The sequence below is a fragment of the Kineococcus sp. TRM81007 genome, from assembly GCF_022669155.1.
GTDB lineage: Bacteria > Actinomycetota > Actinomycetes > Actinomycetales > Kineococcaceae > Kineococcus.
Genome location: NZ_JALBVB010000053.1, coordinates 263,645 through 284,686, shown reverse-complemented (window position 1 = coordinate 284,686; position 21,042 = coordinate 263,645). Strand labels below are relative to the sequence as shown.

Genomic DNA, 21,042 nt, shown 5'->3' with positions numbered 1-21,042 from the left:
CGTGGACCTGTGAGCACCGGTGCGCGGGCCGGTGCGGGCGCGTTCGTGACGCCCCCCGCCCGCGTCGCCTACTGTTCGGGAGGGTGAACGACATGCTGGCAGCGGACGACGCGTCGCCCACCACGCCGACCGGGCCACCGGCACCCCGGACCGCGCCCGGCGAGCAACTCCTCGGGGTGACGATCGGCATCACCAGCGACCGCCGCTCCGAGGACATGGTCGCCACGTTCACGCGCAAGGGGGCCCGCGTCGTGCACGCCCCCACCATGCGGATCGTCCCGCTCGCCGAGGACGAGCAGCTGGTGGCCGACACCCGCGACGTCGTCGCCGACCCGCCCGACGACGTGCTCGTCACCACCGGCATCGGGCTGCGCGGCTGGGTGGAGGCCGCCGACGCCGCCGGCCTCGCCGACGACCTCCTCGCCACCCTCGGCCGGGCGCGCATCCTGGCGCGCGGGCCGAAGGCCACCGGTGCGGTGCGCGCCAACGGCCTGCGGGAGGCGTGGTCGGCGGCCTCGGAGCAGACGGCCGAGGCGGTGCAGCACATGGTCGACGAGGGCGTGGCGGGCCGCTCGGTCGTCGTGCAGCTGCACGGCGCCGCCGACGAGCACCAGCTGGAGCCCCTCGTCGCCGCCGGCGCCCGGGTGCGCGGGGTAGCGGTCTACCGCTGGTTGCCGCCGGCGGACCCGGACGCGGTGCAGCGCCTGGTGGAGCTGGTCTGCGCCGGCCGGCTGGACGCGGTGACGTTCACCAGCGCCCCGGGCGCCGTCGCGCTGCTGGACGCCGCTGAACGGGCGGGCCGCCGTGAGGACGCCGTGCGGGCCTTCGGCAGCGGTGTCGTGGCCTGCGCGGTCGGCGACGTCACCGCCGAACCGCTGCGCGCCGCGGGCGTCGAGCCGCTCGTGCCGGAGCGCTGGCGGCTCGGTGCGCTGCTGCGCACCCTGACCGAGCACCTGGCGGCGAACCCGCTGGACCGCGTCCCCACCGCGCACGGGGAACTGGTGCTGCGCGCGCAGGCGGCCGTGCTGGACGGCCGGGTCCTCGACCTGGCCCCCGGGCCGCTGGCGGTCCTGCGGCGGCTGGCCCGCGCCCGCGGGGCCGTCGTCACCCGCGAGGAGCTGCTCGCGGAACTGCCCGGCGCGCAGGACGCGCACGCGGTGGAGGTGACCGTGGCGCGGTTGCGCGCCGGGCTGCCCAGCGGCGAGCTGGTGCGCACGCTCGTCAAGCGCGGCTACCGCCTGGACGTCCTGGAGACCTCGTGACCAGCCCCGTGACCAGCCCCGCTCCCACCGCCGCTCCCGCGGCGGCCAGGCCCGTCCTCGTGGCCTGCTCGCACGGCACCCGCTCCGAGACCGGCCGCCGCACGGTGGACGCGCTGCGCTCCGCCGTGGCCGCGGCCCGCCCCGACCTGGACGTGCGCGCCGCGCACGTCGACGTCCACGGCCCGGAGCTGCCCGACGTGGTCGGCGAGCTCAGCGCCGCCGGGCGCCGCGGCGTCGTGGTGCCGCTGCTGCTGTCCAGCGGGTACCACGTGCGCGTCGACATCGCCGACGCCGTCGGCGCCAGCGGCGGGCTGTCCGTGGCGGCCGCCGCCCTCGGGCCCGGGCCGGAGGTCACCGACGTGGTGCTGCAACGGCTCGGCGAGGCGCTCGGGGAGGACCCGGCGACCTTCGACGGGGCCGTCGTGCTGGCCGCGGCGGGTTCCTCCGACGCCGTCGCGCAGGCGGACGTGCGCACCGCCGCCGGCCTGCTGGCCGCACGGTTGCGCGCCCCGGTGACCTGCGGGTTCCTGTCCGCGCAGGAACCCGCCGTCGCGGACGCGGTGGCCGCCGCCCGCGCGGCCGGGGCGCGGCGGGTGGCGGTGGCGAGCTACCTGCTCGCGCCCGGGGTGTTCTCGCGGCGGCTGGCCGACGCCGGCGCCGACGCGGTGGCCGAGCCGATGGGACCGCACCCGCTGCTGGCGGACCTCGTCGTGCGCCGGTACGAGGCGGCCGCGCCGGTGACGGCCCCCTGAGCGGCGGGTCGCCGCCCACCGCCCGAACGCGGTGGGCGACCGCCTCGCGCGTCTGGCACGCCGCCGTGGCCCTGGCCGTGGGGACGGCCCTGCTCGTGCAGGTCGTGCTGACGCTCAGCGCGAGCGGGGCCACGGGGCTGCTGCGGTGGTCCAGCTACTTCACCGTCCAGAGCAACCTGCTGGTCCTGGGCGCCTGCGCGACGCTGGCCGTCCGCCCGGACCGCGACGGTCCCGCCTGGCGGGTGCTGCGCCTGGACGCGCTGCTGGGCATCACGATCACCGGCGTGGTCTACGCGACCCTGCTCGCGCCGGACGTGCAGCTGCAGGGGGTCGACCGGTGGATCGACGCCGTCGAGCACTACGGCGCCCCCGCCGCGACGCTGGCCGGGTGGCTGCTGTTCGGCCCGCGGCCCCGGCTGGACCGGCGCACGCTGCTGCTGGCGTTCGCGTGGCCGCTGGCGTGGGTGGTGTGGACGTTCGCGCACGGCGCGCTCACCGGCTGGTACCCGTACCCGTTCCTCGACGCGGCCGCGATCGGGTACCCGGCCGCGCTGGCCGCCACCGGGACGGTCCTCGTCGCCGGTGTCCTGCTGGCCGCGCTGCTGCGCGCGGTGGAACCCCGCCTGCCGCGGCGCTGACAGCGGCACCGCGCCCGGACCTCACCCGGACCGCGCGGAGCGTGGTCGTCACCCCTCCACCGGCTGGAACAGGGCGGTCCGCAGGTCGTCGGGGTCGGCGTCCGGGGACGGCTCGGTGAGGTACACCTCCCAGAACACCGGCCCGCGGGTCAGCCCCTGTCGGGTCACCCACCCCTGCAGCCGCTCCCACGTCGAGCCCAGGCCGTCGTAGGCGCCCTCGTGCACGAGCGTGGCCGCGCGGCCGCCCGGCAGCTGCCCGGGACCGACGCCCGCGGCGCGCTGAACGGAGCGGTCGACGGGGAGACCGACCTCCACCTCCCAGCGGGGCCCGGACACGCTGCGGTAGAGGGCGTGAGCCGCGCCGGTCGGCACGACGCCCTGCGCGCGCAGCTCCGCCGCCAGCGCCGCGAAGGAGCCGTCGAAGAACGTCGCCAGCTCCTCGGGCGCGACGGCGCCGCGCACGACCGCGGTGCTCACCGGAGGCACGGTGGTCAGGTGGGGTCCCTGCACGTCCACGATCCTGCTCCTCTGCTCGGGGCGGGACCGCGCTGCGCGGCCCCGTCGCGGTGTGGACCTCCCGGCGCGCGGGAACTCACCGGTCGCCGGGGACGGCCCGCCCGCCGAGCGAGCGCAAGCCGGCGACGAGGACGTCCAGCAGCGTCTCCACGCTGCGGTCGGGGTCGTCGGGCAGCCGGAAACCCCCCTGCGCCTGCAGCACCACGAACCCGTGGACGGCGGCACGCACGGTCCGCACGGCGTCCACCCGCAGGCCTCGGGGCAGGGCGAAGTCCTCCAGGACGCCGGTGAACAGGCCCACGAGCTCGCTCGCCGCCGCGGCCAGCTCGGGAGTCCCCCCGCCCGCCGCGTCGACCTGGGCCGCGGCGTACAGCCCGGGCCGCTCGGCGGCGAACGCCCGCACGGCGTGCGCCAGGGCTCGCAACCCGTCCTCCCCCGCCCGCCCGCCGGCGGCCACCGTGCACGCGGACGTCAGTTCCCGCACGGCCACCAGAGCCACCTCGGCACGCAGGTCCGCCAGCGAACCGACGTGCTTGTAGAGACCCGGGGTGGTCACCCCCGCCCGGGCGGCGACGGCCGCCAGGGACAGCTCCGCCGGCCCGGCCCACGACCCGGCCACCAGGTCGACGGCCAGGGCGACCACCGCGTCCCGCGACAACCCCGCCCTAGGCACCGGTGGAACCCACCGGGGTGGCGTCGGGGGATCCAGCGGTGGCGGTTCCGGCGGCGGGGGTTCCGGCGACGGGGGTTCCGGCGACGGGGTGCACCCGGTGCAGGAACTCCACGACGCGGGGTGCCACGAGGTCGGCGCGCTGCGCGTGCGGGTAGTGGCCCGCGTCCGGGACGAGGAACGTCTCGGACGGCAGCTGCCGCGCCATCCACGACAGTTCCGCCGCGGGGTCGGGGTAGTCGGGGTCCAGCTCACCGACCACCAGCAGAGCCGGGGCGCTGACGCCCGGCAGGACGGGCGGGACGACGGAGTGGTCCAGCGACACCGCCAGCCGGCGGAACTGGCCCAGCCTCGCGGGGTCCCTGAACGAGGCGCGCAGCTCACCCAGGTGCGCCGGCAACCACGGCGCGGTGCGCCCCCGGTTCAGCCGGGCGTAGAACGCCGTCCAGGCGCGCGCGCCCCACGGTCGGGCGAGGAGGACGCGGAAGGCGGTGCGCAGCAACGGGTCAGCCCACCGCGGGCCCGTGGGCCGCAGGAACGGGCAGATCAGCACCAGGCCGGCGACGAGGTCGGGGCGCCGGGCGGCGGCGAGGACGGCGGCCGAGGCGCTCATCGAGTTCCCCACGAGGACCCCGGGCTCCCCCGCGCTCTCCAGCAGCGCGACGAGGTCACCGGCGGTGGCCTCGTCGCCGTGCTCGCGGAACGTGGTGTCCGAGGCGCCGTGGCCGCGCAGGTCGGCGAGGACGAGCCGGTACCCCGCCTCCACGACCGGGCCGGCCAGGTCGCGGTAGGAACCGGTGAGGTCGCCCATGCCGGGCACGGCGACGACGAGCGGACCGGCGCCGGAACTCCTGAGGGCGACCCGGCCGCCGGGGCGGTGGAGGAAGTCGGTGGTGGTCACGGCATCGAAGTTAATGCCATTAACTTCGGGTGTCCAGGGGTGTCCGTGGACTCGCGGGGTCGGGTCGGCCGCCGGGAGGTGGGGCGTCCCGGGCGACGGGCTCTGCGCCCGCTGCCCGGAACACCCCACCACCCTCCAGCGTCACCGGCGGTGGAGCACCGGCACGACGACACCCGGGGAAACCGATCGACCCGGGAGCACGGCACCTCGCGACCGCGACGGAACGGGAGCCGAGGAGGACGGGGCGGGTGCGGAGGCCGGCGTCCGGAGCCCGCCCCGCGCGGACGGGTGACCCGGTGCACCGAGCAGCGGGCGGAGAGCCGGCCGCAGCACCCGCCCCGGCCGCACCACGGCGACCACGCGCCCGCGACCACGCGCCCGCGACCACGCGCCCGCGACCACGCGCCCGCGACCACGCGGGCACCCGGGAACATCGGCCGTCACCGCACGGCGTTCAGCCACCCCTCCCCCGCGAGCCGCCGGCGCACCTGCTCGCGCAGCAGCCGCACCATGCGCGGCCGGAAGGCCGTGGTGTTCCCGCCGACGTGCGGGGTGACGAGCACGCCGGGGGTCCGCCAGAGCTCGTGGTCGGCCGGGAGGGGTTCGGGGTCGGTGACGTCGAGCGCGGCGGTGATCCGTCCGGTGCGCGCCTCCGCGAGCAGGGCGGCGGTGTCGACGACGGGGCCGCGCGCGACGTTGACGAGCAGCGCGCCGTCGGGCATCGCGGCGAGGAACCGCGCGTCCACCAGGCCCCGGGTCACCTCGGTGAGCGGACAGGCCAGCACCACCACGTCGTGCCCGGGCAGCAGGGCGGGCAGGTCGGCGGCGGCGTGCACCGGCACGCCGTCCTGCACGCGGGCGCGGGAGGCCACGGCGGTGACCTCCACCTCGAACGGCGCGAGCCGGGCGGCCACGGCGCGGCCCACGCCGCCGAACCCGACGACGAGGACGCGACGGTCCGCCAGGGCGCTGCGGCGCGAGGGGGCCCAGCGCCCCTCGCCCATGGCGCGCGCGTCGTCGTCGACGCCCCGGAGCCGGGAGATCGCGAGCGCCACGGCGAGCTCGGCGGTGGAGGCCTCGTGCACGCCCGCCGCGTTGAGCAGCGCGATCCGCTCCGGCAGCTGCCCCGGCACCCCGTCGAAGCCGATGGTCATCAGCTGCACCGCCTCCACCGCCGGGCAGGACGCCACGGCGGTCAGGTCGGGGGTGGCGACGTACGGGGGCACGACGAGCGCGGGGGCGGGGTCGGGCGGGGTGCCGGTGCCGTCCCAGACGAGCAGGTGCGCGCCGTCCACCGGGCCGACGGCGCGGACCCAGGACTCCGAGGGGACGCTGACGAGGAGGGGCTCGGGGGCGCTCACGCGGGCACGCTACCGACGGGGCCGTGCGCGCCGGTGCGCCGCGGGTGACGATGGGGACATGCGCCCGACGACGCACCGCCCGGCCCCGCGCGGGGCCGGGGTCCTGTCCGTCCTGCTGCTGGCCGCGGCGTGCGGCGGGACGGGCGGGGGCGAGCGGACCCCTCCCACCGGTCCGGCGGGGACGCTGAGCAGCCCGGCTGCGAGCACCCCCGCGGCGAGCACCCCCGCGGCGAGCACCACGGGCAGCACGCCCGCCCCGTCCGCGGCCGGGGGCGTGCCGGGGACGCCGGTGGACGTGACCACGGGCCTGGACGTGCCGTGGGGGCTGGCGGTCCTGCCCGACGGCACGGCGCTGGTGACGCTGCGGGACGAGGCCCGCGTGGTGCGCACCGGCCCCGGCGTGCTGTCGAGGGTGGCCGCCACGGGCGAGGACGGCCGGGTGGACGGGGTCGTCCCCGGTGGGGAGGGTGGCCTGCTCGGCATCGCGCTGTCGCCGGGGTTCGCGCAGGACGGGCAGGTGTACCTGTTCTTCACCGCCCGCGACGACAACCGGGTGGTCCGGTTCACGTACGCGCAGGACCGGCTCAGCGACCCGCGGCCGGTCCTGACGGGGATCCCGAAGAACTCCACCCACAACGGCGGACGGATCGCGTTCGGGCCGGACGGGATGCTGTACGTGGGCACCGGTGACGCGCAGGACCGCGCGGCCGCGCAGGACCCGCGCTCGCTGGCCGGGAAGGTCCTGCGCGTCACGACCGACGGGGCGGTCCCGGCGGACAACCCGTTCGAGGGGTCACCGACGTGGTCGTACGGGCACCGCAACCCGCAGGGTTTCGACTGGGACTCGACGGGCCGGTTGATCGCCTCGGAGTTCGGGCAGGACGCCTACGACGAGCTGAACGTCATCCGTCCGGGCGGGAACTACGGCTGGCCGGTGGTGGAGGGGCCCGGCGACGGTGGCGGCCGGTTCGTCGCCCCGGTGCAGACGTGGTCGACGGCGGAGGCGTCCCCCAGCGGGGTGGCGGTGACGTCCGACGCGGTCCTCGTGGCCGGGTTGCGCGGCGAGCGGTTGTGGCGGGTGCCGCTGACCCCGGAGGGCCCCACCGGGACCCCGGAGGCGTACCTGCAGGGGACCCTCGGGCGGCTGCGCAGCGTCGAGGTGGGGCCGGACGGCTCGCTGTGGCTGCTGACGTCGAACACCTTCCGCGGCGAGCCGCGGGCGGGCGACGACCGCCTCGTCAGCGTGCCGCTGACCTGACGGGCGGGCGCCGGGCGCCGGGCGCCGGCCGGCGCACCCGGCCGTAGCGTTCGGGCACCGAGACCCGACGCGGAGGACCGACGTGGACCTGACCCCCGAGCTGCTCGACCTGCTGCGAGCGCCGAGCACCTGCCACCTGGCCACGACGATGCCGGACGGGTCGCCGCAGCTGACGCAGACGTGGGTGGACACCGACGGCGAGCACGTCGTCGTCAACACCGTGCAGGGCTTCCAGAAGACGCGGAACGTCGAGCGCGACCCGCGCGTGGCCCTGACCGTGTCCGACCCGGCGAACCCGACCCGCTACGTCGCCGTGCGCGGCCGGGTGGTGGGCAGCACGACCGAGGGCGGCGCCGAGCACGTCGAGGAGCTGTCGCGGAAGTACACCGGCGGCCCCTACCCCTGGTACGGGGGGCGCGACCAGGTGCGCGTGGTGCTGCGCATCGCCGTGGACCGGGTCCACGCGATGGGGTGAGGCGGGCGCGCCCCGGCGGCGCCCCTGTTCCGCAAGACTTCTTGTGCAAGGTTCCTCGCAAGACCTAGGGTCGTCGCGTGGCTCCTCCGCGCACCGTGCAGCTGACCGACCCCGCGGCCATGCGGGTGCTCGCGCACCCCACCCGGCTGCGGCTGCTCGCCGAGCTGCGCACGTCCGGACCCGCCAGCGTGGGTGCGCTGGCGCGCGTCGTCGACGAGGCGCCCGGCTCGGTCAGCTACCACCTCGGCCGTCTGGCGGAGGTCGGGTTCGTCGAGGAGGCGGCCGAGCACGCCCGGGACCGGCGCGAGCGCTGGTGGCGCGCCACCGCCGAGCTGACGCACCTGGACCCGGCCGCCGACCGCGCCGACCCGGAGCGGACGGCGGCCTCGACGGCGCTGCGGCAGCAGATCGCCCGGAGCCTGGCGCAGGAGGTGCAGGCGTACCTGGCGGCCGAGCACGCGCTGCCCGCGCAGTGGGTCGACGCCGGCACGCAGGGCGACTGGATGTGGCACCTGACCGCCGCCGAGCTGGCGGAGTTCACCGCGCAGCTGGAGGCGCTGTGCACCGCGTGGCAGCAGCGCTCCGACCCCCACCGCGAGGACGCGCGACCGGTCCGCGCGATCTGCTCGGTGTTCCCCCACCCGCCGGCGCCGTGAGGCCCCGCGCCCGGCTGGGGTGCGTCCTGGCGGCGCACACGACCAGCTCGGCCGGCAACACCGCCACGGCGATCGCGGTGCCGCTGCACGTGCTGCAGACGACCGGCAGCACCGCCCTGGTGGGTGTGGCCGCCGCCGTGGCGCTGGTGCCGGTGGTGCTCGGCGGGGTGTTCGGCGGGGTGCTGGTGGACCGTGCCGGGTACCGGCGCACCAGCATCGCCAGCGACCTCGTCGGCGCGGTGACGATCGGGCTGGTGCCGCTGCTGGACGCCACCGCCGGCCTGCCGTTCGGGGTGCTGCTGGCGCTCCTCTTCGCCACGGGGCTGCTGGACACCCCGGGGCAGGCGGCGCGGCACGCGGTGCTGCCGGAACTGGCCGCGGAGTCGGGGCTCGCGCTGGACCGGGTGACGGGGTGGATGGACGCCGCCGAGCGGCTGGCGCGCCTGCTGGGCGCCCCCCTCGCCGGGGTGCTGGTGGGCCTGACCGGTGCGCTCACGGTGCTCGCGCTGGACGCGGTGACGTTCCTGGTGTCCGCGCTGCTCGTCGCGGTGGGCGCCCCCGCGGTCGCCCGCGCCGCCCGGGTGCGCACGGGGTACTGGCGGGAGATGGCCGAGGGCCTGGCGTTCGTGCGCGGCGACCGCCTGCTGCGCGCGGTGGTGCTCCTGGTGGCGTGCACGAACGCCTTCGACGCGGCGTTCAGCTCCGTGGTGCTGCCGGTGGTGGCGCGCGAGCGCTTCGGCGGCGGCCCCGCGCTGGGGCTGCTCGTGGGGGCGTTCGGCGCCGGGGCGGTGCTGGGGGCGCTGACCTACGGCGCCGTGGGCACCCGGTTCCCCCGGCGCACCGTGTTCGCGGTGGCGTTCCTGCTGGTGGGTGCACCGCGCTTCCTCGTGCTGGCCGCCGACCCCGGCCTGGTCGCGGCGGTGGTGACGATGGTCCTCACCGGGGTGGCCGCGGGGGCGATCAACCCGATCCTCGGCGCGGCCGAGCTCGAGCGGGTGCCGCCGCACGCGCGCGCCCGCGTGGCCGGCGTCGTGGGGGCCGGCGCCTGGGCGGCGATGCCGATCGGCCAGCTCGGCACCGGCGTGGCGCTGGAGCACGCCGCCCTGCCGGTCGTGCTGCTCGCGCTGGGCGGGGCGTACCTGGTGGTGACGCTGTGGCCGTTCGGCTCGGCGACCTGGGCGGAGCTGGACCGCGTCCCCTCCCCCACCTCCCCGTGACCCCGCGCGCGTGAACGCTGACCCGTGCGAGATCACGGAGGGGGTGGGGGAGGTCGGGTGAGGAACCCGTGGGACGGGGCGCTCGCCGCGAGGGGTGCGCGGCAGCCGTGGCACGGTGGGCCGGGCGGCCGTCGGCGCCGCGGGCGGGGGGACGGGTGTTCGAGCACGTCGGGGAACTGGTCGCGGAGCACGCCGGGGCCCGGTGGGTCCTGCTGGCCGTGCTCACCCTGTCGGCCCTGGACGCGTTCGTCCCCCCGCTGCCCAGCGAGTCCGTCGTCATCGCCCTGGCCGCGGTCTCCGCCGACACCGGCGCTCCGCACCCGGTGCTGCTGGGCCTGTGCGCGGTGGTCGGGGCGTTCTGCGGCGACAACCTCACCTACACCCTGGGGCGGCACTCCCCGCTGCGGCGCTGGATCGCGGGGCACCCGCGGCTCGAGCGCGCCTTCGCCCGGGCCGAGCGCGAACTGGACCGCCGCGGCGCGTTCGCGGTCCTGGCCGCCCGGTACGTGCCGGTGGGCCGCACCGCCGTGAACCTCACCGCCGGCGCCGCCCGGTTCCCCCGGCGGCGGTTCGTGGGCCTGTCGGCGCTGGCGGCGCTGACGTGGGCTGCGTACTCCGTGCTCATCGGCACCCTCGCCGGGCGGTGGGTGGAGTCGACCCCGCTGGCCGGCGCGCTCGTCGGCATCGCGATCGCCCTGGTGCTGGGCTTCGCCGTGGACACCGTGCTGCAGAAGGTGCTGCGCCCGCGCCCCCGGGTCTGAACCGGGGAGCGCGGGTCAGCGGGTCAGCGGGTCACCAGGACGTCTCCCCCGGCGGCAGCACCGCGAGCTCCGGCACCACGCTGTCCGGCCAGGTCGCGAACACCGTCATCAGCGCCCGCGCCACCGTGGCGGGCTGCTGCAGCTTCGTCAGGTCCGCGTCGGGGAAGCGGTCGGTGACGAACGGCGTGGCCATCCCGCCGGGGATCAGGCCGCTGACCCCCACGCCGATCGAGCCGTGCCGCTGCTTGCAGTCGCGCTGCGCCTCCTTGAACAGGGCGGCGGTGTAGGCGCGCAGGCCGTGCTTGCTGGCCGCGTACGCCGACGCCTCCGTCCACACGCGCCGCGCTGCGGTCGAGAGGGTGTTCACCACGTAGCCGTGGTTGCGCTCCAGCATCGCCGGGTAGGTGTTGGCCACCAGGTACATCGGGCCCAGCAGGTTCGTGGCCACCACGCGCTGCGCCTGTTCGGGGGTCTGGTGCTCGATCGGTGTGCACACGTCGAAACCGGCGTTGTTGACCAGCACGCCCACCGGTCCGTCCTGGTCGCGCACCGACGCGACGGCCGCCTGCACCGCGACCGGGTCGCCGACGTCCAGCACCAGGGGCGCCGCGGAGCCGCCGGCGTCGGCGATCTCGGCAACGGTGCCGTCGGCGCCCTCCTGCCGCACGTCGCTGACCCAGACCTTCGCGCCGGCCGCCGCCAGCTCCTTCGCGATCGCCGCGCCGAGCCCGCTCCCCGCACCGGTGACCAGCGCCACCTCACCCTTCAGATCCATGCTCCCGAACCTAGGGGGACGCCCCCGGACGGGCGAACGCGGCCGTCCGCGGCGCCCGTCGGCCGGCCCGGGCTCGTTAACCTGCCCCGCGACCGACGCACCACCGGGAGGACCCGTGGCACCCGTGAGCCCGCCGCGCTCCCGCCCCGGCGCGCACCCGCGCCGCTGGTGGGCGGCCGCGGGCGTGCGCACGCGCTCCAGCGTGGCGGCCGTGCTGGTCCTGGCGCTGCTCACCGCCACCGCGGGCACCGCCGGGCTGCTGGTGCTGCGCCGTTCCCTGCTGGACACGGTGGCGACCTCGGCGGTCGTGCAGGCCCGGCTCGTGCGGGCGGCGGTCAGCCCGGGAGCGCTCGACGGGAGCGACCCGGCGGCCCGCGAGCGCCTGGACGCGCTGGTGGGCGCCGGCGACGACCGGGGCACGCACGTGCAGGTGGTCGTCGACGGGCAGGTCGTCACCGCCAGCCGGGCCCTGGCCGGGCTGGCGCCGCTCTCCCCCGTCGTCCCGGAGGTGGCGCGGACGCGGGTGCGGGAGCGGTCCCTGCCGCAGCTGGGCGACGACGGGCGCTGGCTGGTGGCCGTGGTGGGCGCGGACGCGGACGGGCAGCGGTACACCGTCGTGGTCGCCGAGAGCACCGGGGGCGCGCAGCGGACCCTGCGCACCGCGGTCCTGCTGGTCGCCGTGGGCGGGGCGCTGCTGCTCGTGGCGGTCGGGGTCGCCACGCGGGTGTTCGTGGGCCGCTCGCTGCGCCCGGTGGAGGCGATCCGCCGCACGGTCGACGGCACCACCTCCGCGGACCTGGCCGCCCGGGTCCCCGTCCCGCCGGGCGACGACGAGGTGTCCCGGCTGGCGCGGACGATGAACGCGATGCTGGGGCGGTTGCAGGCCGCGCAGCGGGCGCAGCGGCGGTTCGTCGCCGACGCCAGCCACGAGCTGCGCAGCCCCGTGGCGACGCTGCGGGCGGCCGCCGAGGTGCAGCGCCTGCACCCGGGTTCGACCGGGCCGGCGGAGTTCGCCGCCCTGGTGGGCGGCGAGGCGGTCCGCCTGGAGCGCCTGGTCGCCGACCTGCTGCTGCTGGCCCGCGCCGACGAGGGTGCGGCGGTGCCGGTGCGCGCGGAGGTGGACCTGGACGAGCTGCTGGAGTCGGAGGCCGCGCGGCTGCGCGCCAGCACGGCGCTGGACGTGGTGGTGCGCACCGCACCGGCCCGCGTCCTGGGCGATGCCGGGCAGCTCGGCCGCGCGGTGCGCAACCTCACCGACAACGCCGCCCGGCACGCGCGCGGCCGGGTGGAGCTGGGGCTGCGCGCCGACGGGCCGGACGCCGTGGTGACGGTCGTCGACGACGGTCCCGGCGTGCCGGAGGGCGAGCGCGAGCGGGTGTTCGACCGGTTCGTCCGGTTGCAGGACAGTCGCGACCGCGCCTCCGGCGGCACCGGCCTGGGCCTGGCGATCGTCGCCGGCACCGTCACCGCGCACGGCGGCTCGGTGCGCTGCACCGCGCCGGCCGGCGGGAGCGGGGCGCTGTTCGAGGTGCGTCTGCCGCTGACCCCGCAGGCCGGGGACGTGCCGGGGGCGCCTCAGCCGCCGTCGGCCGCGAGCCGGTAACCGGCGCCGCGCACCGTCTGGATCGCCGCCCGCCCGAAGGGGACGTCGATCTTGCGGCGCAGGTACCGCACGTACACCTCCACGACGTTCGGGTCGGTGCACGCCAGGGGGTCCCACACGTCGTCGAGGATGCGCGCCTTGCTGACGACCTCGTCGCGGTGGCGCATCAGGTGGTGCAGGAGCGCGAACTCCCGCGCGGTCAGCTCGATCGGGACGTCGCCGCGGTGCACGCGCCGACTGGTGGGGTCCAGGCGCAGGTCGCCGGCGGCCAGCTCCACGGGGCGCTCCGGGGCGCCGCGGCGCACCAGCGCGTGCAGGTGCGCCACCAGCACGGGGAAGGAGAACGGCTTGGTGAGGAAGTCGTCCGCGCCGAGGTCCAGGGCGTCGACCTCGTCGTACTCGCCGTCCTTGGCGGTCAGCACGAGCACGGGGGTCCACACCCCGGCCGCGCGCAGGTCGCGGCACACCTCGTAGCCGTTGCGCAGCGGCAGCATCAGGTCCAGCACGAGCACGTCGTAGCCGAGCTCGGACGCCCGCCAGAACCCCTCGCGCCCGTCGTGGGCGACGTCCACCGAGAAACCCTCCGCGGTCAGGCCCCGGCGCAACGTCTCGGCGAGGACGGTCTCGTCCTCGACCACCAGGACCCTCACGGCACCCGCCCCGCACCCACGGCGGCAGCGTAGGCGGCCGGGCCGGCACGCGGGTGGCGCCGGCACCCGGACGGGTGCACGGCGCCACCGGTCAGGCCCACCGGTCAGGCCAGCGCGAGCCCGGCACCGACGGTGAGCGCGGTGGTCAGCGCGCCGAGGACGAGGCCGCGGCGGGGCGAGGCCGCCACCAGCGGCGAGAAGCGCAGCGGCCGCTCCACGAGGCGCGCGGTCAGCAGCGCGGGCACCACCGCCAGCAGCTCCACCGCCAGCAGCACCCGCCAGGAGGTGGTGCCGAGCACCTCGGTGGCGAAGACCACCGCGGGCACGTGCCACAGGTACCAGACGTACGACAGCCGCCCGCAGGCACGCACCGGCCGCAGGGACAGCACCCGCGCCACCGACCCGCGCGCCGCGCCGCAGGTGCCGGAGGCGATGAGCGCGACGGTGGCCAGGGTGGGCAGCAGGGCGATGCCGCCCGGGTACGGCAGGCGGGTGACGGTCACGGCGCTGACGGCGAGCACCAGGGCACCGGCCCAGCCGGCGGCGCGCAGCACCACCGCGCCGGTACCGGCTCCGGCGCACCGGGCCGCGACCAGGGGGGCGGCCAGGGCCAGCAACCCCCCGGCGCCGAACTGCCACGCCCGCGTGAGCGTGCTCAGGTACCCGAACAGCTCCAGGCGCGCGGTGAGGACGACGCAGGCCGCCAGCGACAGCGCGCTCAGCACCGCCAGGGCGAGCGCCAGGTCCCGGCGCAGCCGGCCGGGACGGGCGCGGCGCGCGACCAGCAGCACCAGCAGCGGCCAGACGAGGTAGAACTGCTCCTCCACCGCCAGCGACCAGTAGTGCTTCAGCGGGCTGTGCGCGACCTCCTCGCCCAGCTCGTGCGAGCCGAACGACAGCAGCCACCAGTTCGCGACCTGCGCGCCCGCGGCGACCGCGTCCCGGGCGATCGCGGGCAGGCGCTCGGGCAGCAGCACCAGCGCACCCAGCAGGGTCGCCAGGACCACCACGGCGGCGCTGGGCAGGATGCGCCGCGCGCGGCGCGCGTAGAAGTCGCGCAGCGACACGCCCCCGGTGNGCTCGGCCTCGCGCACCAGCAGCCCGGTGATGAGGAAACCGGAGACGACGAAGAACACGTCGACGCCGACCAGGCCGGAGCCGAAGAACGGCACGCCCGCCTGGAAGAGCAGGACCACCCCCAGGGCCACCGCGCGCAGCCCCTCCACGTCCGGGCGGAACCCGCCGCCCGCGGGCTCGGCGCTCCCCCGCGCCCGCACGTCCCTGCTGCCGTCCACGACCGTCACGCCGGCCCCCTCCCACCCCGCGGCTCGTTGCGGGAGGGAGGGTGCCACGGCGTCGCTGAGAGGACGCTGACGAAGCCGTGCCCGGGTGCGGCCGCGGCGCGCTCAGAGGACCGTCAGGCCCCGGTCCCGGAAGGCGTCGCGGGCCCGCTCGGTCTGCTCCACCGTCGGCGCGGGGGTGTCCGGCAAGGGGTACGGCAGTCCCAGCCGCTCGTACTTGGACCGGCCCGTGCTGTGGTGCGGCAGGACCTCCACGCGCTCGACCGCCGGCCCCAGGGACGCCGCGATGCGCGCCACGCCGTCGACGTCGTCCTGCGCGTCGGTCAGCCCCGGCACCAGCACGAACCGGATCCACATCCGGTCGCCGCGCCCGGCCAGGCGCTCGGCGAAGCGCAGCGTCGGCGCCAGCGGGCGGGCGGTGACGCGCCGGTAGGTCGCCGGGTCCGAGCTCTTGACGTCCAGGAGCACGAGGTCGACGTCGTCGAGCAGCTCGTCGCTCGCCCGCGCACCCAGGCAGCCGGAGGTGTCCAGCGCCGTGTGCAGGTCCAGCTCCTTGGCCCGGCGCAGGAACGCCGCCGTGAACGCCGGCTGCACCAGCGGTTCCCCGCCCGAGATCGTCACCCCGCGGCCGGAGGCACGCAGGAACGAGCGGTAGCGCACCAGGCGGCCGGCGTGCTCACCCACCGTGGTGGGGGTGCCGTTGCGCACGTCCCGGGTGTCGGGGTTGTGGCAGTGCCGGCAGCGCAGGGAGCACCCCGTCACCCACGTCACCAGGCGGGTCCCGGGACCGTCCAGGGCGGTGACGAGCTCCCACGAGTGCAGCCTGCCCTCGACGGCGTCGATGTCGACGCCGTCGAGGGTGCCGCCCGGCAGGGGCTGGACCACGGTGCGCTCCGGGCGCACCGCGGGCGGGAGCCCCGGGTCGACCGGTGTGCTGGTCACTCGAACCTCACAGGGAGCCGTGGAAGGTGCGGTTGATGACGTCCAGCTGCTGCTCGCGGGTCAGGCGGACGAAGTTGACGGCGTACCCGGACACCCGGATCGTCAGCTGGCCGTACTGCTCGGGGTGCTCCATGGCGTCCAGCAGCGTGGCGCGGTCCAGGACGTCGACGTTCACGTGGAACCCGCCGGAGGCCACGTACCCGTCGAGGACGCCGACGAGGTTGCCCACCCGCTCCTGCGCGGTGCGCCCCAGGCCGTCGGGGGTGACCGACGTGGTCAGGGAGGTGCCGTCCAGGGCGTCCTCGTAGGGGATCTTCGCCACCGACAGCGCCGCGGCGACCATGCCGTGCCGGCCGCGGCCGTTCATGGGGTTGGCGCCCGGGGCGAACGGGGCACCGGCGCGGCGGCCGTCGGGGGTGTTGCCGGTGTTCTTGCCGTAGGCGGGGTACACGCCCTCGACCACGTAGTCGACGACGAGGCCGGTCTCGTCGCGCACCGGGCGCACCGTGGCGTGCTTGATCGCCGACAGGGAGTCCACCGCGACGGAGAGGCCGGCGATGCCGCACGCCAGGGTGCGGTCGACGACCAGGTCGTGCAGCGCCATCTCGATCCGCTCGTAGGCGTACTCGTCGCGCATGTGGTGGATGACGTTCAGGGCGCTGACGTACGTCTCGGCCAGCCAGGCGATCATCGGCTCCAGCTCGGCCACGACGTCGTCGCAGTCCAGCACGTCGCCGGTGACCGGCTCCGCGGCCGGGGCCACCTGCACGCCGCTGACCTCGTCGCGCCCGCCGTTGATCGCGTACAGCAGCGTCTTGGCGAGGTTCACCCGGGCGCCGGGCCGAGGTTGCAGAGGGTCTGCAGGTAGCGGAACGACGTGCGGGTCACCAGCGGGCGGCCGTCCTCGCCGAGACCGCCGATGGACTCCGTGACCCAGGTGGGGTCGCCGGAGAACAGCTCGTCGTACGCGGGGGTCCGCAGGAACCGCACGATGCGCAGCTTGACGACGAAGTCGTCCACGAGCTCCTGCGCGTCCTGCTCGGTCAACCGGCCCTCGGCGATGTCGCGCTGGAGGAACACGTCGACGAACGTGGCGGTGCGGCCCAGGGACATCGCCGCGCCGTTCTGCTCCTTCACCGCGGCCAGGTAGGCGAAGTACAGCCACTGGATCGCCTCGCGGCCGGTGCGGGCGGGGCCGCTGACGTCGTACCCGTAGGAGGCGGCCATCCGCTCCAGCTCACCCAGGGCTCGCACCTGCTCCGAGTTCTCCTCGCGCAGCTGCACGACCTCGGCGGTGCTGCGGCGGGCGTCGAGCAGGGCGCGCTCGGCCTTCTTGCCCTCGATGAGGCGCGCGGTGCCGTACAGGGCCGGGCGGCGGTAGTCGCCGATGGTGCGGCCGCGGCCGTAGGCGTCCGGCAGGCCGGTGATGACGTGCGAGCGGCGGGCGGCGCGGATGGCCGGGGTGTAGGCGTCGAACACGCCCTGGTTGTGGGTCTTGCGGTACGTGGTGAAGATCTCCGCGACGCGCTCGGGGAGCTCGTAGCCGTAGGCGGCCAGGCCGTCCTGCACCGTCTTCAGCCCGCCGTTGGGCATGATCGCCCGACGCAGCGGGGCGTCGGTCTGCAGGCCGACGATGAGGTCCAGCTCGGGGTCCACGTACCCGGGGGCGTGGCTGGTGATGGTCGAGGGGGTGTCCACGTCGACGTCGTGCACGCCCTCGGCGCGCTCGGCCGGGAACATCGCGGTGAGCTTCGCCCACACGGCGCGGGTGCGGTCGGTGGCGGTGTGGCCGGGCACCAGCACCAGGGGAGCCGGGGGCTCCACCCCGTCGCAGTCCTCCGCAGCGTCCGTGCCGCGACCGCGGGGGTGGGCACCGGCACGGGGCCGGGGCGCGACGGCCCGGGCCCCGTGCCGGTGCGGGGGTCAGCCGCCCACGCGCTCCACGACGAGCTCGCGCACGCGCGCGGCGTCGGCCTTGCCGCGCATCTCCTTCATGACGGCGCCGATGAGGGCGCCGGCGGCCTGCGCCTTGCCGCCGCGGATCTTCTCCACCACGCCGGGGTTCGCGGCGATCGCCGCGTCCACGGCCGCCACCAGCGCGGACTCGTCGGAGACGACGGCCAGGCCGCGGGACTCGACGACCTCGGCCGCCGAGCCCTCCCCGGCGAGCATGCCGTCGAGGGCCTCGCGGGCCAGGCGGTCGGTGAGGGTGCCGGCCTCCACGAGCGCCTGCAGCTCGGCCACGTCGGCCGGGCCCACCCGCAGCGCGGACAGCTCCACGCCCTCGGCGTTCGCGCGGCGGGAGAGCTCACCGGTCCACCACTTGCGGGCGCCGGCCGGGGAGGCCCCGGCGGCGACGGTCGCCTCCACGAGGTCGACCGCGCCGGCGTTGGCGGTGTCGCGCATCTCCAGGTCGGAGAAGCCCCACTCGGCCTGCAGCCGCTTGCGGCGCTGCGCCGGGGGCTCGGGCAGCGCGGCGCGCAGCTCCTCCACCCACGCCGGGTCGGGCGTGATCGGCACCAGGTCCGGCTCGGGGAAGTAGCGGTAGTCCTCCGCGTCGGACTTCTCCCGCCCGGAGGTGGTCAGCCCGGTGTCCTCGTGCCAGTGGCGGGTCTCCTGCACCACCCGCTCCCCGGCGCGCAGGACGGCGGCGTGCCGGCTGACCTCGTAGCGCACGGCCCGCTCGACCGAGCGCAGCGAGTTGACGTTCTTCGTCTCCGAGCGGGTGCCCAGCGGGGAGTCGGGCGTGGGGCGCAGCGAGAGGTTCACGTCGCAGCGCAGCGAGCCCTGCTCCATCTTCACGTCCGAGACGTCCAGGGAACGCAGCACGTCGCGCAGCGCCGCCACGTAGGCGCGGGCCACGTCGGGAGCGCGGTCACCGGTGCCCTCGAGCGGGCGGGTGACGATCTCGATGAGCGGGATGCCCGCGCGGTTGTAGTCCACCAGGGAGTACTCCGCGCCGTGGATGCGCCCGGTGGAGCCGCCCACGTGCAGGGACTTGCCGGTGTCCTCCTCCATGTGCGCGCGCTCGATGAGCACCCGGTACGTGAACGCCGGCTTGGAGCCGTCCTCGCTGGCGGGGACGTCGACGTCCAGCCACCCGTCGTACGCGATCGGCTCGTCGTACTGGGAGGTCTGGAAGTTCTTCGGCATGTCCGGGTAGAAGTAGTTCTTCCGGGCGAAGCGGCAGTACGACGCGATCGTGCAGTTCAGCGCCAGGCCGATGCGGACCGCGGACTCCAGCGCCTTGGCGTTCAGCACCGGCAGCGCCCCGGGCAGGCCCAGGGACGTCGGGTCCACCTGGGTGTTCGGCGCGGCACCGAACTCGGTGGGCGCCGCGGAGAACATCTTCGTCACGGTCGACAGCTCGACGTGGACCTCCAGGCCCAGCACCGGGTCGAACTCCGCGACGGCCTCGTCGTAGTCGACGAGCTCCACGTCGGTGGTGCTCATGCGGACAACCCCTTCCACTCCGGGACCTGCGCCAGCAGCGGGCCGCCCCACGTCGCCGTCAGCCGCGCCTCCAGCGCGGCACCCACCCGGTACAGCCGGTCGTCGGCCTGCTGCGGCGCGAGGACCTGCAGCCCCACCGGCAGCCCGTCGGACAACCCGACCGGCAGGGACATGCCGGGGATGCCGGCGAGGTTCGCCGGGATGGTCGCCACGTCGCCGGCGTACATGGCCAGCGGGTCGTCCAGCTTCTCCCCCAGCCGGTACGCCGTGGTCGGCGCCGTCGGGGACACCAGCACGTCCACCTGCCCGAAGGCGGCGGCGAAGTCGCGCTGCACGAGGGTGCGGACCTTCTGCGCGCTGCCGTAGTAGGCGTCGTAGTAGCCCGCCGACAGCGCGTAGGTGCCCAGGATGATGCGGCGCTTGGCCTCGTCGCCGAAACCGGCGGCGCGGGTGGCGCGCATGACCTGCTCGGCGGTGACGCCGTCGCCGGCGGGGGTGACCCGCAGGCCGTAGCGCATGCCGTCGTACTTGGCGAGGTTGCTGGACGCCTCGCTGGGCAGGATCAGGTAGTACGCGGCCAGGGCGTGCACGATGTTCGGCAGGCTCAGCTCGACGACCTCGGCCCCGGCGGCGCGCAGCTCGTCGAGGGCCTCGGTGAACCGGGCGAGGACGCCCGGCTCGTACCCCTCGCCGGACAGCTCGCGCACCACGCCGACCTTCACGCCGGTCAGGTCGCCGCCGGCGCCGAGCCGCGCGGCGCCCACGACGTCCGGCACGGCCTCGGGGATGGAGGTGGAGTCGTACGGGTCGTGCCCGGCGATCACGGCGTGCAGCAGCGCGGTGTCCAGCACGGTGCGCCCGCACGGGCCCGCCTGGTCCAGGGAGCTGGCCAGCGCCACCAGCCCGTAGCGCGAGACCCCGCCGTAGGTGGGCTTGACGCCGACGGTGCCGGTGACGGCGGCGGGCTGGCGGATGGAACCGCCGGTGTCCGAGCCGATCGTCAGGGGCGCCTCGAACGCGGCCAGCGCCGCGGCGGAACCGCCGCCGGAACCGCCGGGGATGCGGGTGGGGTCCCACGGGTTGCGGGTGGGGCCGAACGCGGAGTGCTCGGTGGTCGAGCCCATCGCGAACTCGTCCATGTTCGTCTTGCCGAGCACGACCAGACCCGCACCGTGCAGCTCGCGCACCACGGTCGCGTCGTACGGGGGCACCCAGCCCTCGAGCATCCGGGAGCCGCACGTGGTGGGCATGCCCCGCGTCGTCAGGACGTCCTTGACGCCGATCGGCACCCCGGCCAGCGGGCCGAGCACCGCACCGGCGGCGCGGTCGGCGTCGATCCGGCGGGCGCGGGCCAGCGCCCCCTCGGCGTCGACGTGCAGGAAGGCGTGCACCCCGTCGGGGTTCTCCCCGGAGGTGGGGCCGTCGACGGCCTCGATGCGCTCCAGGTGGGCCTGGACGACCTCCTCGGAGGAGACGACCTTCGCGCGCAGGCCCTCGGCCAGGCGGGCGGCGTCCCAGCGGACGAGTTCGGAGACGCCGCTCACGCGTCCTCCTCCAGGATCTGCGGGACGCGGAAGCGCCCGTCCTCGGCCTCGGGGGCGGCGGCGAGCGCGTCCTCGGCGCTCAGGCCGGGGCGCACCACGTCGGGGCGGGTGACGTTGGTCAGGGGCACGGGGTGCGAGGTGGCGGGCACGTCGTCGGACACGACGGAGGCGACCTGCTGGACCGCGTCGAGGACCGCTCCGAGCTGGCCGGCCATCCGGTCCAGCTCCTCGTCGGTCATGTCGATGCGCGCCAGGCGCGCGAGGTGCTCGACCTCGGGACGGGAGATGGTGGACACGACGGGTGAGT

At 76.5% G+C, this 21,042-nt stretch carries 20 protein-coding genes and 1 pseudogene; 9 read left to right on the top strand and 12 right to left on the bottom strand.

The genetic code is table 11. The features are described from left to right. Positions 1-92 precede the first annotated feature (92 nt). The 3 genes from MN205_RS12835 to MN205_RS12825 all read left to right on the top strand — a co-directional run bounded on the left by MN205_RS12835 (position 93) and on the right by MN205_RS12825 (position 2,652). Complete coding sequence (locus MN205_RS12835; protein ID WP_242127850.1) at positions 93-1,262, top strand: uroporphyrinogen-III synthase; 1,170 nt, start codon at positions 93-95, stop codon at positions 1,260-1,262. After that, positions 1,259-2,014 (top strand): sirohydrochlorin chelatase, encoded by a 756-nt coding sequence (locus MN205_RS21925; RefSeq protein ID WP_242127848.1) that lies wholly within the window; start codon positions 1,259-1,261, stop codon positions 2,012-2,014. Before MN205_RS12835 ends, MN205_RS21925 begins: the two co-directional genes overlap by 4 nt. 65 nt (positions 2,015-2,079) lie before the next feature. Beyond that, entirely contained in the window at positions 2,080-2,652 is a 573-nt protein-coding gene (locus MN205_RS12825; protein ID WP_242127846.1) for a Pr6Pr family membrane protein, read from the top strand. Positions 2,653-2,700: 48 nt separating this feature from the next. Here the strand turns inward: MN205_RS12825 and MN205_RS12820 are convergent, their stop codons facing one another. The 4 genes from MN205_RS12820 to MN205_RS12805 all read right to left on the bottom strand — a co-directional run bounded on the left by MN205_RS12820 (position 2,701) and on the right by MN205_RS12805 (position 6,100). Further along, positions 2,701-3,129, bottom strand: coding sequence for a GyrI-like domain-containing protein (locus MN205_RS12820; RefSeq protein ID WP_242127844.1), 429 nt, complete (start codon positions 3,127-3,129; stop codon positions 2,701-2,703). A 115-nt stretch (positions 3,130-3,244) separates the two neighbouring features. After that, positions 3,245-3,841, bottom strand: coding sequence for a TetR/AcrR family transcriptional regulator (locus tag MN205_RS21920; protein ID WP_242127843.1), 597 nt, complete (start codon positions 3,839-3,841; stop codon positions 3,245-3,247). Further along, positions 3,834-4,739: an alpha/beta fold hydrolase gene (locus MN205_RS12810; RefSeq protein ID WP_242127841.1), complete on the bottom strand. Its 906-nt coding sequence runs from the start codon at positions 4,737-4,739 to the stop codon at positions 3,834-3,836. The genes MN205_RS21920 and MN205_RS12810 overlap by 8 nt, the downstream gene beginning before the upstream one ends. Before the next feature lie 440 nt (positions 4,740-5,179). Then, positions 5,180-6,100, bottom strand: a complete 921-nt coding sequence (locus MN205_RS12805; RefSeq protein ID WP_242127839.1) for a 2-hydroxyacid dehydrogenase — start codon at positions 6,098-6,100, stop codon at positions 5,180-5,182. Positions 6,101-6,158: 58 nt separating this feature from the next. Between MN205_RS12805 and MN205_RS12800 the strand changes: the two genes are divergently transcribed. From MN205_RS12800 to MN205_RS12780, 5 genes are all read left to right on the top strand, one after another. Continuing rightward, a complete protein-coding gene (locus tag MN205_RS12800) occupies positions 6,159-7,358 on the top strand; it encodes a sorbosone dehydrogenase family protein (RefSeq protein WP_242127837.1) in 1,200 nt (399 codons plus the stop codon). Positions 7,359-7,440: 82 nt separating this feature from the next. Beyond that, positions 7,441-7,833, top strand: coding sequence for a PPOX class F420-dependent oxidoreductase (locus MN205_RS12795; RefSeq protein ID WP_242127836.1), 393 nt, complete (start codon positions 7,441-7,443; stop codon positions 7,831-7,833). A 77-nt stretch (positions 7,834-7,910) separates the two neighbouring features. Beyond that, positions 7,911-8,489, top strand: coding sequence for a helix-turn-helix domain-containing protein (locus MN205_RS12790; protein WP_242127834.1), 579 nt, complete (start codon positions 7,911-7,913; stop codon positions 8,487-8,489). After that, a complete protein-coding gene (locus MN205_RS12785; RefSeq protein ID WP_242127832.1) occupies positions 8,486-9,706 on the top strand; it encodes an MFS transporter in 1,221 nt (406 codons plus the stop codon). The genes MN205_RS12790 and MN205_RS12785 overlap by 4 nt, the downstream gene beginning before the upstream one ends. 155 nt (positions 9,707-9,861) lie before the next feature. Next, positions 9,862-10,467, top strand: a complete 606-nt coding sequence (locus tag MN205_RS12780; RefSeq protein ID WP_242127830.1) for a DedA family protein — start codon at positions 9,862-9,864, stop codon at positions 10,465-10,467. Positions 10,468-10,498: 31 nt separating this feature from the next. Here the strand turns inward: MN205_RS12780 and MN205_RS12775 are convergent, their stop codons facing one another. Further along, positions 10,499-11,242, bottom strand: a complete 744-nt coding sequence (locus MN205_RS12775) for an SDR family oxidoreductase (protein WP_242127829.1) — start codon at positions 11,240-11,242, stop codon at positions 10,499-10,501. Positions 11,243-11,357: 115 nt separating this feature from the next. Between MN205_RS12775 and MN205_RS12770 the strand changes: the two genes are divergently transcribed. Then, positions 11,358-12,845: a HAMP domain-containing sensor histidine kinase gene (locus tag MN205_RS12770; RefSeq protein WP_242127826.1), complete on the top strand. Its 1,488-nt coding sequence runs from the start codon at positions 11,358-11,360 to the stop codon at positions 12,843-12,845. Here the strand turns inward: MN205_RS12770 and MN205_RS12765 are convergent. The 7 genes and pseudogenes from MN205_RS12765 to gatC all read right to left on the bottom strand — a co-directional run bounded on the left by MN205_RS12765 (position 12,818) and on the right by gatC (position 21,031). Beyond that, on the bottom strand, positions 12,818-13,495 hold the full coding sequence (locus MN205_RS12765) for a response regulator transcription factor (RefSeq protein ID WP_242127824.1): 678 nt from the start codon (positions 13,493-13,495) through the stop codon (positions 12,818-12,820). The genes MN205_RS12770 and MN205_RS12765 overlap by 28 nt on opposite strands. 104 nt (positions 13,496-13,599) lie before the next feature. Beyond that, positions 13,600-14,799: an acyltransferase gene (locus tag MN205_RS12760; protein ID WP_242127822.1), complete on the bottom strand. Its 1,200-nt coding sequence runs from the start codon at positions 14,797-14,799 to the stop codon at positions 13,600-13,602. Between the two features lie 102 nt (positions 14,800-14,901). Further along, positions 14,902-15,738: a pyruvate formate-lyase-activating protein gene (gene pflA / locus MN205_RS12755; RefSeq protein WP_242127820.1), complete on the bottom strand. Its 837-nt coding sequence runs from the start codon at positions 15,736-15,738 to the stop codon at positions 14,902-14,904. A 7-nt stretch (positions 15,739-15,745) separates the two neighbouring features. After that, positions 15,746-17,517, bottom strand: a pseudogene (locus tag MN205_RS22350) (pyruvate formate lyase family protein); the annotation flags it as partial. 144 nt (positions 17,518-17,661) lie between these two features. Next, on the bottom strand, positions 17,662-19,191 hold the full coding sequence (gene gatB / locus MN205_RS12735; RefSeq protein ID WP_242127816.1) for an Asp-tRNA(Asn)/Glu-tRNA(Gln) amidotransferase subunit GatB: 1,530 nt from the start codon (positions 19,189-19,191) through the stop codon (positions 17,662-17,664). After that, positions 19,188-20,735: an Asp-tRNA(Asn)/Glu-tRNA(Gln) amidotransferase subunit GatA gene (gene gatA / locus MN205_RS12730; protein ID WP_242127814.1), complete on the bottom strand. Its 1,548-nt coding sequence runs from the start codon at positions 20,733-20,735 to the stop codon at positions 19,188-19,190. The genes gatB and gatA overlap by 4 nt, the downstream gene beginning before the upstream one ends. After that, positions 20,732-21,031 (bottom strand): Asp-tRNA(Asn)/Glu-tRNA(Gln) amidotransferase subunit GatC, encoded by a 300-nt coding sequence (gene gatC / locus MN205_RS12725; RefSeq protein ID WP_242127811.1) that lies wholly within the window; start codon positions 21,029-21,031, stop codon positions 20,732-20,734. Before gatC ends, gatA begins: the two co-directional genes overlap by 4 nt. Positions 21,032-21,042 lie beyond the last annotated feature (11 nt).

Bases quoted from the DNA above. Each gene is read 5' to 3' on its own strand.
- MN205_RS12800 (WP_242127837.1), top strand. From the start codon at position 6,159: ATGCGCCCGACGACGCACCGCCCGGCCCCGCGCGGGGCCGGGGTCCTG.
- MN205_RS12835 (WP_242127850.1), top strand. From the start codon at position 93: ATGCTGGCAGCGGACGACGCGTCGCCCACCACGCCGACCGGGCCACCG.
- gatB (WP_242127816.1), bottom strand. From the start codon at position 19,191: ATGAGCACCACCGACGTGGAGCTCGTCGACTACGACGAGGCCGTCGCG.
- MN205_RS12775 (WP_242127829.1), bottom strand. From the start codon at position 11,242: ATGGATCTGAAGGGTGAGGTGGCGCTGGTCACCGGTGCGGGGAGCGGG.